We start from the raw sequence: 16,092 nt of genomic DNA, 5'->3' as shown, positions 1-16,092 counted from the left end.
GGAGTTTTAACTTTGAAAAGCGAATCAGTACTGAACCTCATCGGCAATACGCCCCACCTCAAAATCAATCGCCTCTTTGACCGCGATGTCGAGGTGTGGATCAAGCTTGAGCGTACCAACCCGGGCGGGAGCATCAAGGACCGCATCGCCCTTTCGATGATCGAGGACGCAGAAGAGCGGGGGATTTTGAGCCCCGACAGCGTCCTTGTCGAGCCGACTTCGGGCAATACCGGCGTCGGTTTGGCGATGGTCGCAGCGGTCAAGGGCTACGAAATCATCCTTGTGATGCCCGAATCGATGTCCGTCGAGCGGCGCAAGCTGATGTCGGCCTACGGAGCGAAGTTCGAGCTGACGCCGCGCGAGAAAGGCATGAACGGCGCGATCGCGCGAGCCCAAGAGCTGGCAGCAACCCTACCCAACGCCTGGATTCCCAGCCAGTTCGACAACGAGGCTAACATTGCGGTGCATAAGCGAACGACGGCGGAGGAAATCTTTGCCGACTTTCCCGAAGGGCTGGATTACGTGATCACCGGCGTGGGCACGGGCGGGCACATCACCGGTGTGGCCGAGGTCCTGAAGACCCGCTATCCGAACCTCAAGGTGTTCGCCGTCGAACCGGCGAAGTCGGCGGTGATTTCGGGCGGGTCCCCCAGTCCGCACCGCCTCCAGGGCATCGGCGCGGGGTTCATTCCGCAGAACCTTCACACCGACATCTTGGACGGAACGATTCCGGTCGACGAGGCCGACGCCTTCGGCTTTGCCCGCCGAGCGGCGCTGGAGGAAGGCTTGCTCGTTGGCATTTCAACGGGAGCATCCCTGGCCGCGGTGAACCAGAAACTGCCCGAGATTCCCGATGGCAGCCGGGTGCTGACCTTCAACTACGACACTGGCGAGCGATACCTGTCGATCGACGACCTTTTTTGACATGAGCACCCTCCTAGAAGTCACCGAGATCGAAGACCTGAACCGGCTTTTCGAGCACGAAACGCCCGAAAAGCTTTTGGCGTGGGCGGTCGAGCGGTTCCCAAACCGTCTTCGACTGGCGTGCAGTTTTGGGGCAGAGGACGTCGCGCTGGTGGACATCGTCTCCCGAAACGGCCTCGGCATCGTGCCCTTCGTGCTGGACACCGGGCGTCTGCACCAAGAGACCTACGAGGTGATGGACCGCTTTCGGGCGAAGTACGGAATCGAGTTTGAAACCTACTATCCAGATACCGAACGGATTCAGCGCCTGCTGAGTGTGAAGGGACCGAATTCCTTCTACGAGTCCATCGAGAACCGGAAGGAGTGTTGCGGCATTCGAAAGGTCGAACCGCTTCGACGGGCTTTGAGCGGGTGCGACGGATGGGTGACGGGCCTTCGCCGCGAGCAGGCGGTGACGAGGACGTCGCTCCCCAAGATTGAAATCGATGAGAGCCACGGGGGCATTGTCAAGCTCAACCCGCTGGCAGATTGGACGGAGGCCCAGATTTGGGAATACATCCGCCAAAACAACGTGCCCTACAACGCTCTCCACGACCAAGGATTTCCCAGCATTGGCTGCGCACCCTGTACGCGAGCGATTCAGCCGGGAGAAGACATTCGAGCCGGCCGCTGGTGGTGGGAGGCTCCCGAGCACAAAGAGTGCGGTTTGCACTCAAGGATCCAACGATCATGAACGACGCAGAACGCATTAAGAAAGAAAAAGACGGTCTCGATGTCTGGGAAGACATCGTTCGCTACTCCAAAACTGGGTTCGATTCCATCGATCCCGACGACTTCCTGCGCATGCGTTGGTACGGGCTGTACCAACAGAAGCCGAACGTTGGCCACTTCATGCTTCGAGTCAAGATTCCGGGGGGCATCATCACGAGCCCTCAGGCGAAGGTGATCGGCGAGATCGCGAACATCTATGCGCGGGGTATCACGGATATCACCACGCGGCAGAACTTCCAGTTCCACTGGCTGACGGTCGAGGACATTCCCGACATCTTTGCTCGTCTCGATTCGGTCGGAATCACCTCGTCGGGCGCTTGCGGCGATATTCCGCGCAACGTGACCGGCTGTCCGGTGGCGGGCATCGACCCCCACGAAGTGTTCGACGCCCAGCCGTATGTCGAGGCCGTACACCAGTTCTTCTTAGACAACAAGGACTTCTCCGACCTGCCGCGAAAGTACAAGCTGGCGGTTTCGGGATGCCCCGAGAACTGCGCGCAGCCGGAGATCAACGACATCGCCGCGACCGGCGTCCGCCGCGAACTTCCGAACGGCGAGTTCGAAAACGGGTTCCACATTCGGGTGGGCGGCGGACTGTCTTCGCGGCCCTTCTTTGCCCAGCAGATGAATATGTTTGTGCCGTGCGACAAACTGGTCGACGTTTTTCGGGCGGCGACCGAAGTCTTCCGCGACTATGGGAACCGCGAGAATCGCAAGAAGGCACGCATCAAGTTCCTCGTCGCCGAATGGGGCATCGAGAAGTTCGAGGAAGAAGTGCGGGCTCGGCTCGACTGGTCGCCCGATCCGGCCCTGAACGTTCTCGATCCGCGAAAGAACTTCCGCGACCACGTGGGGGTCCACGAGCAGAAGCAAGCCGGGCTCTTCTGGGTTGGGGCGGTGGTGCTGACCGGACGCATGACCGGCGATCAACTCATCGAAGCTGGGCGGCTGGCGGAAGAGTACGGCAACGGCATTTTGCGTACGACCAACCAGCAAAACCTGATCTTTTCGGATATCCCCGAAGCGCGATTGGAAGCGTTTCTGACGGAGCTGGAGGCGGCCGGACTGTATCACCGAGTCTCGTCGATTCGGCGAGCGGCGGTGGCGTGTACCGGCAACGAATTCTGCAATTTGGCCCTGACGGAGACAAAGAATCTGCTCATCGAAATCGTGAAGCATTTGGACGAAACCGTTTCGCTGGACGAGCCTTTGCGTATCAACCTCAACGGATGTCCGAACTCGTGCGGCCAGCACCACATCGGGGACATCGGCCTGCAGGGATGCTTGGTGAAGCAGGGGACCGACAAGGTCGACGGCTACGATATTTCGCTCGGCGGCCGACTGGGACGCGACTCGAAGTTCGTTCGGCCGATTTGGCGTAAGGTCCCGGCGACACAGGTGAAGTATGCGATCGAGCATCTGATCAACGGTTATTTGGATCAGCGAGAGATCGACGAGGACTTTAGCGGGTTTGTGGATCGCAATTCGGACGACGACCTCGCCGCGCTGATGCAAGTTCCGTTTGCCGAAGGGGTCGATACACCGGTGCAGGTGGGAGTCCAGGAAGAGTGAGCTACCCAACCTACCATTCGGTGTTCCTCCACCTGGAGGGGCGTTCGTGCCTCGTCGTTGGCGGTGGTCCAATCGCGGTCGAAAAGATCACCGGTCTGAAGGATGCGGGCGCACGGGTGACTGTGATCGCACCCCAGGCGCTGGACACGATTTCGGACTGGCACGAGGCAGGCGAGGTGGAGTGGCTGGCTCGCGAGTTTGTGCCCGAAGACGTTTTGCCGTTCTTTTTGGTCATCGGCGCGACGGACGACATGGAGGTCAACCGCGAGGTCTACGAGGCGGGAAACCGCCTGAACCGGCTGGCGAATGCGGTTGACGACCCGGACTACTGCAACTTCATCATGGCGGCAATGGTTCGGCGCGGGCCGGTGCAGGTCGCGGTGTCCTCGTCGGGTTGCAGTCCAGCGCTGGCTCAGAAGATTCGCAATCGCATTGCGAACGAGATTTTGGAACCGGAAGCCGGCTTGTTGGCCGAGTTCTTGGGCTCGTGGCGACCGGCGGTCAAGGATCGATTGGTCGGCTACGGAGTTCGCAAGAGCTTTTGGGAAGACGTGTTGGCGTCGGCGGTTCCCGGCTTCATCGCCGACGGAAACGCGTTGGCGGCGGACGCCGAGATGGAGCGCCTGCTCGACACGGCAGCGGCTGGGCAACGGAGGGTCTCATGAGCGGCCACGTGTACCTCGTCGGCGCCGGTCCCGGCGATCCCGGACTGATCACGGTTCGCGGGGCGGACGCTCTGCGACGGGCCGAGGTGGTTCTTTATGACCGGCTGGTGAATCCAGAGTTGCTGGACTACGCGCCGCGAGAGGCGGTCTGCGAGTACGTCGGCAAAGAGCTTGGCGCAAGAAACATCAATCGGCAGGAGTCGATCAACGAGCGCCTCATCGCTTGGGCCCGGAAAGGGAAAACGGTCGTCCGTCTGAAAGGTGGCGATCCGTTTGTGTTCGGACGCGGCGGCGAGGAAGCGCTGGCCCTGGCGGCGGAAGGTCTTTCGTTTACGGTGGTACCGGGCGTGAGCTCGGCGATCGCGGCTCCGGCAAGCGCAGGCATTCCGGTCAGCCATCGCGGAGTGGCGAGCGCGTTTGCGGTTTTTGCCGGTCGGGAAGGTCAGAAAAGCGGCCTGGAGGAGAACAACTGGCGGGCGGCGGCGCTGATTCCGACGGCGGTGTTCCTGATGGGCGTCGAGCGGCTGCCCGTGATCGTGGAGAACTTGATTCGCTACGGGCGGTCGCCCAAAACGCCGGTTGCCATCGTTTCGCAAGGGACTTTGCCCGAGCAAGAAGTGGTCGTCGGCACTTTGGAGACCATCGTCGATTTAGCGAAGGAGGTTCGCCCTCCCGCTACCGTCGTGGTAGGCGATACCGTCGGCATTCGAGAGCGACTGGCGTCGGCATCGACGGCCAAAAACGACCTCCTACGCGAGCTGTCAAGGGAGCTTTGCCATGCGGGAGATGCCCGATGGTGATGACGCAAGTGAGACAACCGCTCGACGCCGGACTTCGCGCGTTAGAGTCGGAAGCGATCTATGTGATCCGCGAGGTTTTCGGGCAGTTTGAGCGGCCAATCCTCCTCTTTTCGGGTGGGAAGGATTCGATCGTGCTCGCACACTTGGCGGCGCGCGCCTTCGCTCCGGCCCGGGTTCCGTTCAAGCTGGTGCACGTCGATACCGGCCACAACTTCGAGGAGACTTTGGCGTTTCGCGAACGGTTTGCCGAGTCGCTCGGATGCGACCTCGTGGTGAAGCAGGTGCAGGAACTGATCGACGCTGGGCGGCTCGTGGAAGAGCCGGGGCCGCACCCCAGCCGAAACGGCCTGCAGACGCAGACCCTGCTGGAAGCGATTGCCGACCTGAAGGCCGACGCCGCGATGGGCGGCGCACGCCGAGACGAGGAAAAAGCGCGAGCCAAGGAGCGGTTCTTCTCGTTTAGAGACCGGTTTGGGCAATGGGACCCCAAGGCCCAGCGACCAGAACTTTGGAGCCTGTTCAACGGCCGAAAGCATCCGGGCGAGCACTTCCGAGTGTTCCCCCTCAGCAACTGGACCGAGCTTGACATTTGGCGATATATCGCAGCCCGCGAAATCGAAATGCCAAGCCTGTACTTTAGCCATCGTCGGCACGTGATATTGCGGCAAGGCGTGCTCTATGCGGACACGCCTTACACGGCGGCCCTGCCCGGCGAGACCGTTTTGGAGAAGGAGGTTCGGTTCCGAACCATCGGCGACGCGACCTGTACCGGGGCCATCGAGTCTCGGGCACGGACCATCGAAGAGGTGATCGTCGAGCTTGGCTTGACTCGCGTGACGGAGCGAAATACGCGGGGCGACGACAAGCGATCCGAGGCGGCGATGGAGGACCGCAAGCGACTGGGCTACTTCTGAGATGACGACCGTAGAACCAAAAACCGCCGAAGGCGGACACGAGGTCTTGCGCATCTCGACGGCGGGAAGCGTGGACGATGGGAAGAGCACGCTGATCGGGCGGTTGCTTTTCGACTCGAAGGCGATTCCCGACGACCAGTACGAGGCGATCCTGCGGGTGAGCGATGGGGAGGATATTAACCTCGCTCTGCTGACCGACGGGCTTCGTGCCGAGCGGGAACAGCAGATCACCATCGACGTGGCCTATCGCTATTTTTCGACGGCGAAGCGGCGATTCATCATCGCGGACACGCCGGGGCACGCTCAATACACGCGTAACATGGTGACCGGCGCCTCGACGGCGGACCTCGCCCTGATTCTTGTGGATGCCCGAAAGGGCCTGCTGAATCAGTCTCGCCGCCACGCGGTCATCGCGGCTTTGCTGCGGGTGCCGAGGGTCGTGGTCGCGGTGAACAAGATGGACCTGGTGGGGTTTGAGGAGAGCGTTTTTCGCCAAATCGAGTCTGAGTTTCGAACCTTTTTGGCCGGGATGAGCGACCAGACGGTGGACTTCGTGCCGATTTCGGCCCTGCAGGGCGATAACGTGGTCGAACGGAGCCGGAATATGCCTTGGTACGGCGGACCGGCAATCCTCGAGTACCTCGAGACCGTTCCGCTTGAAGCCGACCCCTCGCATGGGCTCTTTCGGCTGCCGGTTCAATGCGTGATCCGGCCCGACCAGAACTTTCGCGGCTTTGCCGGGAGGATTACGGGCGGGGAGATCAGCGTCGGTGCGGAGGTGAAGGTGGCCCGAAACGGTCTTCGTTCCCGAGTTCGTTCGGTCGAGACGGCCGATGGCTCACTCACGTCGGCTCGGGTCGGCGACTCGGTGATCCTGACGCTGGAGGACGAGATCGATGTGAGCCGGGGCGATACGCTGGTCCGGGTTGAGCATTCCATCGATTCGACTCAAGCGTTTGAGGCGACGATCTGCTGGATGGGCGAGCAACCGCTGAAGCTCGACCGACCTTACATCGTGGCGCATTCGACTCGGGAAGCGGCGGGCCAAGTGCGGGCGATCGACTATCGGCTAGATATCGAAACGCTGGAGCGGGTCGGGGCGGAAACGCTGGAACTCAACGAGATCGGACGCGTGGCGATCACGACGTCTCGACCGCTGTTTTTGGACACGTATCAGGACAATCGGGCGACGGGCGGGTTTATTCTCATCGACCCGGCGGTCAACGTGCCGGTTGCGGCGGGAATGATCACGCGGACCCAGGTAGACGTTGACGCGGGACTGCGCGAATCGGTGGTTCAAAAAGGTCTGATCGTTGGGCTAGAAGGCTCGGTTTCAATCGCGGTTGAGCTGGAAGCACACCTGAGGGAGGCGGGATATCGGACGGTACGCCTCGGCGCCGATCTGTTCGATGGGTCGGGCCTCGACTTCGAGACTGAGGTTTGGAACGTCGCGCAGGTGCTAAGCCGCCAGGGCGCGATCGTGATTGTGCTGGCCAAGGGCGGTGATGTGCAGATCATTCTGACCGACGACGCCTTGCCGGAAGACGAGCTGGGCACGCTATACGCGAGGTCGGGTGACGTGGACGGGGCGGATTTGGCGCACCGCCTGGAGCCCTATCTGGTGGGCACCGGATAGAGGGTGGCCGTCAAATTTGGCGGCCCTATCCTTCTCGCTTGGCCCTACGAAGTAGAATTCCATACCGTGTATCGGAAAACGATTCGACTGGAGACGATGGCGGATGAATACGCGTTGCCCCTCTCCACGAGGTCGATCAACTTTCTTTTCGAATATGGCATCCTCACGGCCGACGCTTTGGCCAAGGCCGACCTAGCCGTTATCGAAAACATCCGAGGAGTCGGCCGCCAGACGATCACCGAATTGCAGGAGTCTCAGCAAATCCTGCGTCGCAAGCTCCACACGCCTCAGTAAGCGAGTTGGTATCAACCTGAGTCACGCCGAGTAATCACGACGGCCCTTGTGGCACGATTGGAAGCGCGATTTCCCTTGGAGTAGCGTGGCTACTTAGGAATTGAAGTTGAGAGTACGAACCACAACGGCCTCTGATTTTGACGGCAACCCAAAGATGCCCCTTGAAGAAGGGGCCGGTGAAATCCGAGGAACGAGGATTGAACCGGGGGATAGGTGAAAAAGCTTCGGACGAGCCGACTAACCACGCTGCTCCACGGAGGAGACGGTAAGCGAAGCGAACTCCTTAGATCCCGCCGAAGGAAGAGCCCTTGTGCAAAGGTCCACAGAGGCACGTTTGCATGAGGTGGAGCGTAGCGACATCGGTATGGGGAAAAAAGTCTCTTTTCGATGGAGCCGTCCCGTCATCTCTGACGCGTACTAACCGCGATACGCCAATGAGGGGTATTCGTTGCAGTTTGTCGTCTATCCCTCGGTTTGATTCTCTCACCGATCCCTTCGCCAAGGGATAGCCTTGTCCTGCGAGGACAAGGCTTGTAATCCTGCCTTTATGGCAGGATTCATTGCGGACCCTACCTGGGAGTAGCGTGGATATTCGGAGATTGAGGTCGAGTCGGTGCACTATCAAACACGGACTTTTACAAAACGGCGAATTGGTATCAACTCACTTCAAGCCTAGTAACCACGCTGCTCCCTGGGGGGAGCCGGTGCGCGAAGCAAACCGGAGGGGAGGAGGCTGAATGTTCACCAACCAACACTGGTAAATCCCAGCTTCGCCCTCCTTCGTCCTCGTCCCTCGGACTTCGGCGGACAAGCAGACGCCTTTACCAGTGCCACGATTTCGCTTTGGTGGGCAAGATGCCCACCCTCCCAGGGGGCTGACCTCCTTTGACCATCCACGAATCCTCCCTACGGCTTCACTGCGTTCAGCCACTCCACATGAATCCTGCCTTTGTGGCAGTATTCATTGCGGACCCTACCTGGGAGTAGCGTGGTTATTCGGAGATTGAGGTCGAGTCGGTGCATCAACCTAAATCGTGCTGACCAGCCAAGATGCCCCTTGAGGAAGGGGCCGGTGAACATCGTGAACCGGGGGATAGGCGACAGCCTCGTCTTCAAGGACACGATTTCGCTTTGGTGGGCAAGATGCCCACCCTCCCAGGGGGCTGACCCCCTTTGACCATCGACGAATCCTCGCCACCGTCCCGATGTCGCTATTCTCCATTTGCCTTCGCCAAGGGATAGCCTCGTTTTACGAAGACTTGCGGCTGATGTCCTAGTCGGCGACCGCGAGTTGGCGCAGGCGTTCGACGTCGCGCATCGGCGCGTCGCCGAAGTGGCGTTTATAGTCTCGGCTGAAGTGCGACGGGTCGTCGTAGCCGACCCGGTACCCCGCGCTGGCGGCGTCAAGGCTTTCGCCGAGCATGAGCTGGCGGGCCTGCTGGAGCCGGAGCAGTTTCTGGAATTGCAGGGGGCTCATCGACATCACCGTCTTAAAATGATGGTGAAAAGCCGATGTGCTCATGCCCAAATCCTGGGCGAGACCTTCCATGCTGACGGACTGATCGAAATCGCGGCGCAGACGGTCGACGGCCTTGGCGATGCGGTGCGAATGCCCGCCGAGCATCGGCAGGTGCCGCAGACGCTCACCTTGCGGACCCATCAGGAGTCGAAACGCGATCTCCCGTTTGACGAGCGGCAGAAGGACGGCAGCTTCGGCGGGCTTATCTAGCAGGCGCACCAGCCGGACCATCGCATCCAGCAAATCCGACTCCAAACGACTCACAAAAACCGCCCGCGCGTCGCCGGGATTGCTGGGCGACGGGAGCCCGGATTCGATCATCACCGAGCCGATGAGTGCCGGGTCGAGTTCGAGGCGGACGGAGAGGTAAGGGCGATCCGGCGACGCTTCGATGACGCAACCGGTGACGGGCATCTCCAGCGAGGCGATCATGTAGTGCTCGGCGTCGTACCGGTATCGGATGTCGCCCAGAAAGATCTCCTTTGCGCCTTGAGCGATGACGCAGACGGACGGTCGCGAGACGCCAAACGTGCGGTCGGTGGGCTTGGAGGCTCGGGCAAGACGGAGGCCCGGCTGGGGTTCTTCGACGCCGTCGGCGGTCATCATGCGGGCCAGCCGCTCGACGAATTCTTCTCGGTTCGTCTGGTCTCGGAGTTCGTTCATTTCCTTCATCTTGACGCCTCGAAGGCCGGTCTCAAGCACTTGTGGAGTTTCTTCCAAGACTCCTGGAAAAACGTACAAGCGACAGAGAGGTATTGGCTCGTACAATTTACCACAGCAGAGTCAATTGGCCATTTCCATCACATCGAGGCCACGGACTTTTGTACAATTTGGCTTCTCAAGATCGGACGTTAGATTCGCACCGAGAGAGCCATCGACCTTAGCTTCAATAACGAAATGGAAAAACGAAAACTTGGAAATAGCAATCTCGAAGTCTCCGCCCTCGGGCTCGGCTGCATGGGCATGAGCTACGGCCTTGGTCCGGCGGGAGATAAGGATGAAATGATCGCGGTTCTGCGGGCCGCAGTAGATCTGGGGGTGACCTTCTTCGACACGGCCGAAATGTATGGCCCCTTTGAGAACGAAAAGCTGGTGGGAGAGGCGCTGGGTCCAGTTCGCGACCAGGTGGTGATCGCCACGAAGTTCGGCTTTAAGATCAGGGACGGCAAGATGGCGGGCGTGGACAGCCGACCGGAGCATATTCGGGAAGTGGCCGAGGCGTCGCTTCAGCGCCTGAACATCGACGTGATCGACCTCCTTTATCAGCATCGCGTGGACCCCAACGTGCCGATCGAGGACGTGGCGGGAGCGGTGAAGGACCTGATTCAGGAAGGCAAAGTCCGGCACTTCGGCCTTTCGGAGGCGGGCGTGCAGACGATTCGCCGAGCCCACGCGGTCCAGCCGGTGACGGCCCTGCAGAGCGAGTATTCGCTTTGGTGGCGCGAGCCCGAGCAGGAGATTCTGCCCACGCTGGAAGAACTCGGCATCGGCTTTGTGCCGTTCAGCCCGCTCGGCAAGGGTTTCCTGACCGGCAAGATCGACGAGAGCACGACCTTCGACGACAACGACTTCCGCAACGTGGTCCCGCGCTTCTCGGCCGAAAACCGCAAGGCGAATCTGGGATTGGTCGAGGTGCTGAAGACGATCGCCGCGGCCAAGAACGCCACTCCGGCTCAGCTCGCGCTGGCATGGGTCCTGGCCCAAAAGCCGTGGATCGTCCCGATTCCGGGCACGACCAAGCGGCACCGACTGGAGGAGAACATCGCGGCGACCTCGGTCGAACTGACAAGCGAGGACAGGGCGCAAATCGAAGCGGCGCTGGCCGAGATCGAAGTCGTCGGCGAGCGGTATCCCGAGCAGATGCGAAGCCTCATCAATCGGTGAGGAGACCGTGCCACTCGCGTCAACTGTCGTGCAATCTCACGACAGTTGACGTAAAAAGTGATAATCATTTCCTCCAAGTGGAAGAACCCAGGTGGACCGGTACTAAGCAAGTGACTTCGGGGTTATTTCAGCAAACAGTTGATAAAAGGATTGCAGCTTGGAGGGAGAGGTTTTCTCGACCGGTCACCGGCAAACAAGCCATTCGTGAGTTTGAGGAGTATGCGTTCGATGGGGAGGAGTTGTTCAGCATTTCGGAGGTTGTGGACACTCATTACTCCCCGGAGAATGCGCACTTCCTCAGCCACGAACTTCCTTATTTTCGCATCCGCAAACTAGAGCGCGGCGCACAAATGACGGGCTTAGAGGAACATATTTGGCAGCGATGCGTCAACGCAAGGGAGATGGACGCCGAATACGTTTCGGTCATTCGACTTCAGGCTTCGGACGGCACGCAGGCTTGGTTCACGATTTCGATGAACGGCTACCATCTTAAATCCTCGATCATCGACGCAGCAGGACCGTTTTGGAACCTCCACGATCTGATTCTGTTCTGCTCGTCGAAGGTGAAAATGTGGCACTCGTGGTGGGAGCCGCGGCGATGCCACGAAGACGTCAACGATATCGGCACCGAGATCGAGCGTATCAGCGGCAAGCCCCGCGCCGACTACAAAGGGCTGGCCGCCTAAGGCTGCGCTAGTTTCGGCGGGGACCGCCGAGACCGATTCCCGATCCCTTCAGAATCTTATTGACTTCGTCTGGGTGTTGTCGGATGTATTCGGCTCGCTTGTCTGGAGGCATGGATTCCAGCTTTGAAGACATATCGGCCTTTGCCTTCTTGCCTTCTTCAACGTCTGCCGCAGACGGACCCGCTGGCGGTGCCGACTTACAGCCGACGACCACCAACGCGCACCCAATCAGGAAGATGGTTAGTCGATTCGCCATCTTAGTTCGGCTTGTCGATGGCATAGTAATAGTCCATCCACGGGTCTCCAAGCGGGTACTTCGGGTTGATGATGGAGCCGACATTGTACTGTTGGCAGTTCTTCATCAATGTGGAGTTGTTGAAGTAGTCCGATAAGCGATTACTGACGGTGACGGGCATGCTTTTGGCGTGGCCATCGACCCACGAAACGTTGGCCTGTTTGTTGTGCAGTCCCCACGTTTGTGGTCCCACTTCCGACGGGTTTTGAATCCACGTTTGGTAGGTGAGGATCGGGGCCGAGGTGTTAACCGCAACCGCGTCGGCGACTAGGATGGTTTCGGCGGGGGCGACGACCGACGTCATGCTCACGGAAGGGCTTGGCGGGTATCCCCAGCCCGTAAGCTCAAAAACCATTACGTTGGCGTTGACGCCGTGCCCGTTGGGATATTCGGGAGCGACTCCCGCGTTGGCAAGATAGCCGGTAGCGTCCGGGCAGCCATAAATCTGCTGATTCTTCATGTAGGGGTACAGAAGCCCATTTTGAGAGCTAAAGAACGGGCCGTCGAAGTTGGGAAGGGTGTAGTAGGCATCGACATACCAGTCCTGGAGGTGGAATTCGGTGTCGGTGGCGAGGATGTTGACGGAAAAGCAAGCCATGTCGTCGTAGTCGCTGACATAGAGCAGGTGGGCCATGGCAATCTGCTTGACTTCGCTTAGGCAGACCGCTTTCTTGGCTGCAGCCTTGGCTTGGGCGAAGACGGGGAAGAGGATTGCCGCCAGGATCGCAATGATGGCGATCACGACGAGCAGTTCGATCAGCGTGAAGCCTCTCGTCCGCAAATGATTTCTGTCCATATAATTTCTCCGAGTCTCTTAACAGTCAGATCGCTGGTGGGCGATTTAAGAGCATGATGCTCAGCCGATATCAACAAAACGTAAACAATGTGAAAACAAGAATGATTTTCGCTTGAATTGGTCTAGAACGCCCACTTATTCCGCAAGAATTGGGCGTTTCGGCTCTTCTTTGAGGTTATTTTGTGGCGACAGCAAGCCGGTAGGCGTCTTCGAGCGGAATCGCGATGCCTCTCGCCCAAGCCTCCTCGAAGTCGGGTAGCGGCAGCGCCTTCTTCACCCTTTCGATCGTCGCAGCGTATTCGTCATCGTCGATTTTTCGACGGAGTTTGAGGGTGTCTCGGGAGGCCGCAAGAAGGGTTGCGCTTTCGGTAAAGCGGTCGAGAGCGGCGAGGACGGCGGCGTGGGTTTGCAAAGCACAGAGCGTCCAGTATCGGAAGCCGATCTTTCGTCGTTTGGTGAGAACCTCCCGATTGGTGGCAAGCGCCGCATGAAAGCTTCCTCGCTTTAGCTGGTGGCGGGCAATCAGAGCGAGGAACATCGAGATGCCGAACTCCTCGTTGCGACGTTGCGTCTGGCGCAGTCCGTCACTGGCCAATTGAAGCCCGTCGTCAAGGTTTCCAAGGTCGAGGTGAACTCGCGCGAGGTTGTAGAGGAGGGGCCACATGGGCTCTCCGTCATGAGCGAATTTCGAGACGGCCATACCCTGGCAAAACACTTCCAAGGCACCGTGGAGATCGCCGGCGGTCCAGTGGTTGGTTCCGAGGGCGCTGTAGGCGGACTCAAGGATGAGCGGATTTTGGGCCTTCAGCCCATAGGCAAGGAAATGCTCGTCGTGGGCGATGGCTTCATCCAACCTCCCAAGATGAACGGCGGCAGCGGCGACCGATCGATGGCAAATGGCTTCTTGATCCTCCAGTCCATGCTTTCGAGCAATCTCAAGCCCGCGCATGGAGACGGCATAGGACTCCTCGAACTCGGAAGGGTAGAGCTGGGCGTCGGCCATCAGACGTAGCAGCATGATCTGGTCCATCGGAGGGAAGGAGTCGAAGTCGGGCGATTTGCAGAGGGCGAGAATGGTGGGACGTCCGGCTTGGCTATAACCGCGCAACGTATAGAGGATTCGGACGCATTCAGAGATGCGGCCAGACTTTTCGAAAGTACGAAGGGCGGCGAGACGATTGTCACGGTCCCATGACACCTCGTCGACGCTCGAAACATTTGGAGTGGCCGGAAGATTGAGATAGTACTCGGCGTGTCGCTGTCGCAAGGGATCGAAATCCGCGGCCTCGATCAGACCTATGCCGTATTCTCGGAACGACTCTAACAGGCGAAATCTGGCCGGGGCGGATTCATCGTTGGACGCATCCATGCGCAAAAGGGAGCGCTCGCGGAGATCGAGGATCATGCCCAGGCATTCTTCTGTGGCACCCTTTTCTCCGCAAGGGCCGTCGAATGCGCAGGAGCAGGGAAGGCAGACTTTGGCGGCGGCTTCGATGGTAAACCCGCCTCGAAAAACCGACAAGTGAGCAAAGAAACGCTTGAGTTCGGGGGTTAGAAGATCGTAGCTATAGTCGATGGCGGCGCGGAGCGTGCGGTGGCGGTTGGGGATATCACGCCTTCGATTACGGAGGATTTCGAGCCTACTTTCCAGATTTTGGAGGATTTGGGCGGGCGTGAAGGAGTTGGATATGCCGGCCGCAAACTCAAGCGCGAGGGGCAGGCCATCGAGTTGAATGCAGATAGAAGCGATCGAACGGGCATTATGGCGTGTGATCTGAAAATCAGGGACGATGGCCTGAGCACGATCGAGGAAAAGCTGGATGCTCGGGACGGTGGATAGTTCGCGAAGGTCGTTTTCGCCAATCTGGTCGGGATCGGGAATAGGCAGAGTCGCGAGGTCGATTTCGTGCTCGCCCGCGAGCTTCAGCGCTTGACGGGACGTCGTAAGGATGGAAAGCTGAGGGACCTTTCGGAGGAGGGAGTCGACAAATGGCGCCACACTATCGACCAGATGTTCCAAATTGTCGAGAATGATAAGGTTCTTGACGCCGGACAGAGAGCCATTGAGCACTTCAATCGGATCGCTGCCGGGTTCGGCTTGGAGCCGCAGCGACTCGGAAAGGACATGGTGCGCCATGCTGCCGTCGGAGACGTCGGCGAGGGGAACGAACCAGACATTCCAGCCATGAATCTGGGCCATATCCCGCCCGACTTCGATGGAAAGTCGAGTTTTCCCCGACCCGGCCGTGCCGATCAACGTCACCAAGCGGGAGCGGTGGTCAGAGAGCGTCTTTGCGATCTGCGTTCGCTCGCTGCCGCGCCCGAAGAACCGCGTCAACTGGATGGGAAGATTTGAAGCGATAGGTTCTGAGTCGCTAACGGGCGCGGCGTCGGCTTCATCGTTGGATGCCGATTGATTCGTCGGTAAGGGATTCCACTGGCCCCCGGCTTCCCGCTCAGCCTTGCTGGCGAGTTCGGAGATGGTTGCACCGGGCTCTTCGTTTAACTCCTCGGCGAGGGTTTCGCGTAGTTCGCGGAAGTGCTGCAGAGCGCTGTGGGGTCGCCCGCAGGCCAAATAAAGGCGCATGAGCGAGGCGTGGAAGTCCTCACGCAAGTGGTCTTTGGCGAGGGCGAGCCGGACATAGCGAATCGCTTCTTCGTTCTTGCCTTCGGTGGTCAACGCCTGGACCAGGGATTGAAGCGCGGAGACAAACTGATCCTCCAGGTGAAGGCGTTCGCGCTGAACCCAGTCTTCGTAATATCCGGGCAGAAAGTCGCCCCGGTAGAGGTCGATGGCGCGCGATAGCTTCACGAGCCTTTCTGTGTTGGAAGGGGTGGCCTCGGCGGCTTCGATCAGGTGGTTGAACTCGGCGACATCGGTAGAAATAAGTTCGGAGTCGAACGAGACGAGCCCCTGCTTGGCAACGATGATGGCGCCGGCTGGAATCGGAGGGGGTTCCAAATGATGGCGAAGCGACGAAAGCGCTTGCCGAAGATTTCTTTGGGATGCTTCCACTTCGCCGTCGGGCCAGAGCATGTCGGCGAGCTCTTCGCGCGAATGTCGGCGCTTGGGATAATAAGCGAGGTAGGCAAGGAGGAGGCCGACTCGGCGTGTGCGGAAGCGGCTGATCGTCAAATGTTCGGACTCGGCTTGGAGCCTGCCGAACATTTCGATTCGCCAAATGGACCTCATAACAAAAATTATACGGGCGGGCCAGAGCCGAAAGGGGCTACCCAGCCATTATCGGGAATCTTGGCTTTGGCGAGAAATCCAAAACGTTTCCAACCGTTTGCGTCCATCATGCATCTAACCTTCCGTTCTTTCTTCCAAAGAGA

Annotated in this window: 13 protein-coding genes and 1 pseudogene; 10 read left to right on the top strand and 4 right to left on the bottom strand. The window is 59.3% G+C overall.

What is annotated here, in order from left to right:
• Positions 1 to 12: 12 nt before the first annotated feature.
• The 8 genes from cysK (at position 13) to GC165_07255 (ending at position 7,576) form a co-directional block, all read left to right on the top strand.
• Positions 13 to 924: a cysteine synthase A gene (gene cysK / locus GC165_07290; GenBank protein ID MBI1332668.1), complete on the top strand. Its 912-nt coding sequence runs from the start codon at positions 13 to 15 to the stop codon at positions 922 to 924.
• Position 925: 1 nt separating this feature from the next.
• Positions 926 to 1,657, top strand: a complete 732-nt coding sequence (locus GC165_07285; protein MBI1332667.1) for a phosphoadenylyl-sulfate reductase — start codon at positions 926 to 928, stop codon at positions 1,655 to 1,657.
• Complete coding sequence (locus GC165_07280) at positions 1,654 to 3,267, top strand: nitrite/sulfite reductase (GenBank protein ID MBI1332666.1); 1,614 nt, start codon at positions 1,654 to 1,656, stop codon at positions 3,265 to 3,267. The genes GC165_07285 and GC165_07280 overlap by 4 nt, the downstream gene beginning before the upstream one ends.
• On the top strand, positions 3,264 to 3,932 hold the full coding sequence (locus GC165_07275) for a hypothetical protein (protein MBI1332665.1): 669 nt from the start codon (positions 3,264 to 3,266) through the stop codon (positions 3,930 to 3,932). Before GC165_07280 ends, GC165_07275 begins: the two co-directional genes overlap by 4 nt.
• Positions 3,929 to 4,732 carry a uroporphyrinogen-III C-methyltransferase gene (cobA, locus tag GC165_07270; protein ID MBI1332664.1) on the top strand — a complete coding sequence of 268 codons (804 nt, stop codon included), beginning with the start codon at positions 3,929 to 3,931 and terminating at the stop codon, positions 4,730 to 4,732. Before GC165_07275 ends, cobA begins: the two co-directional genes overlap by 4 nt.
• Positions 4,732 to 5,646, top strand: a complete 915-nt coding sequence (gene cysD / locus GC165_07265) for a sulfate adenylyltransferase subunit CysD (GenBank protein ID MBI1332663.1) — start codon at positions 4,732 to 4,734, stop codon at positions 5,644 to 5,646. Before cobA ends, cysD begins: the two co-directional genes overlap by 1 nt.
• Before the next feature lies 1 nt (position 5,647).
• Positions 5,648 to 7,282 (top strand): GTP-binding protein, encoded by a 1,635-nt coding sequence (locus tag GC165_07260; GenBank protein MBI1332662.1) that lies wholly within the window; start codon positions 5,648 to 5,650, stop codon positions 7,280 to 7,282.
• A 66-nt stretch (positions 7,283 to 7,348) separates the two neighbouring features.
• Positions 7,349 to 7,576 (top strand): hypothetical protein, encoded by a 228-nt coding sequence (locus GC165_07255; GenBank protein MBI1332661.1) that lies wholly within the window; start codon positions 7,349 to 7,351, stop codon positions 7,574 to 7,576.
• A gap of 1,273 nt (positions 7,577 to 8,849) precedes the next feature.
• Here GC165_07255 and GC165_07250 read toward each other — a convergent pair.
• The gene (locus tag GC165_07250; protein ID MBI1332660.1) at positions 8,850 to 9,767 is read right to left on the bottom strand and encodes a helix-turn-helix domain-containing protein; all 918 of its coding nucleotides are present in this window, start codon (positions 9,765 to 9,767) and stop codon (positions 8,850 to 8,852) included.
• 225 nt (positions 9,768 to 9,992) lie between these two features.
• Between GC165_07250 and GC165_07245 the strand changes: the two genes are divergently transcribed.
• Positions 9,993 to 10,979 carry an aldo/keto reductase gene (locus GC165_07245; protein ID MBI1332659.1) on the top strand — a complete coding sequence of 329 codons (987 nt, stop codon included), beginning with the start codon at positions 9,993 to 9,995 and terminating at the stop codon, positions 10,977 to 10,979.
• Between the two features lie 260 nt (positions 10,980 to 11,239).
• The gene (locus GC165_07240) at positions 11,240 to 11,665 is read left to right on the top strand and encodes a hypothetical protein (GenBank protein MBI1332658.1); all 426 of its coding nucleotides are present in this window, start codon (positions 11,240 to 11,242) and stop codon (positions 11,663 to 11,665) included.
• Between the two features lie 7 nt (positions 11,666 to 11,672).
• Here GC165_07240 and GC165_07235 read toward each other — a convergent pair whose 3' ends face one another.
• From GC165_07235 to GC165_07225, 3 genes and pseudogenes are all read right to left on the bottom strand, one after another.
• The gene (locus tag GC165_07235; protein MBI1332657.1) at positions 11,673 to 11,921 is read right to left on the bottom strand and encodes a hypothetical protein; all 249 of its coding nucleotides are present in this window, start codon (positions 11,919 to 11,921) and stop codon (positions 11,673 to 11,675) included.
• Positions 11,922 to 12,561: 640 nt separating this feature from the next.
• Positions 12,562 to 12,756: pseudogene (locus tag GC165_07230) on the bottom strand (prepilin-type N-terminal cleavage/methylation domain-containing protein).
• Positions 12,757 to 12,931: 175 nt separating this feature from the next.
• Positions 12,932 to 15,949 (bottom strand): hypothetical protein, encoded by a 3,018-nt coding sequence (locus GC165_07225; GenBank protein MBI1332656.1) that lies wholly within the window; start codon positions 15,947 to 15,949, stop codon positions 12,932 to 12,934.
• Positions 15,950 to 16,092: the final 143 nt, after the last annotated feature.

The sequence above is a fragment of the Armatimonadota bacterium genome (assembly GCA_016125185.1).
Lineage (GTDB): Bacteria > Armatimonadota > Fimbriimonadia > Fimbriimonadales > Fimbriimonadaceae > Fimbriimonas.
Note: the sequence above shows the minus strand (reverse complement) of the source record. Positions and strands in the feature narration are given on the sequence as shown.

Coding starts and splice junctions, on each gene's coding strand:
- GC165_07285 (MBI1332667.1), top strand. CDS start 926: ATGAGCACCCTCCTAGAAGTCACCGAGATCGAAGACCTGAACCGGCTT.
- GC165_07280 (MBI1332666.1), top strand. CDS start 1,654: ATGAACGACGCAGAACGCATTAAGAAAGAAAAAGACGGTCTCGATGTC.
- cobA (MBI1332664.1), top strand. CDS start 3,929: ATGAGCGGCCACGTGTACCTCGTCGGCGCCGGTCCCGGCGATCCCGGA.
- cysD (MBI1332663.1), top strand. CDS start 4,732: ATGACGCAAGTGAGACAACCGCTCGACGCCGGACTTCGCGCGTTAGAG.
- GC165_07260 (MBI1332662.1), top strand. CDS start 5,648: ATGACGACCGTAGAACCAAAAACCGCCGAAGGCGGACACGAGGTCTTG.
- GC165_07250 (MBI1332660.1), bottom strand. CDS start 9,767: ATGAAGGAAATGAACGAACTCCGAGACCAGACGAACCGAGAAGAATTC.
- GC165_07245 (MBI1332659.1), top strand. CDS start 9,993: ATGGAAAAACGAAAACTTGGAAATAGCAATCTCGAAGTCTCCGCCCTC.
- GC165_07235 (MBI1332657.1), bottom strand. CDS start 11,921: ATGGCGAATCGACTAACCATCTTCCTGATTGGGTGCGCGTTGGTGGTC.
- GC165_07225 (MBI1332656.1), bottom strand. CDS start 15,949: ATGAGGTCCATTTGGCGAATCGAAATGTTCGGCAGGCTCCAAGCCGAG.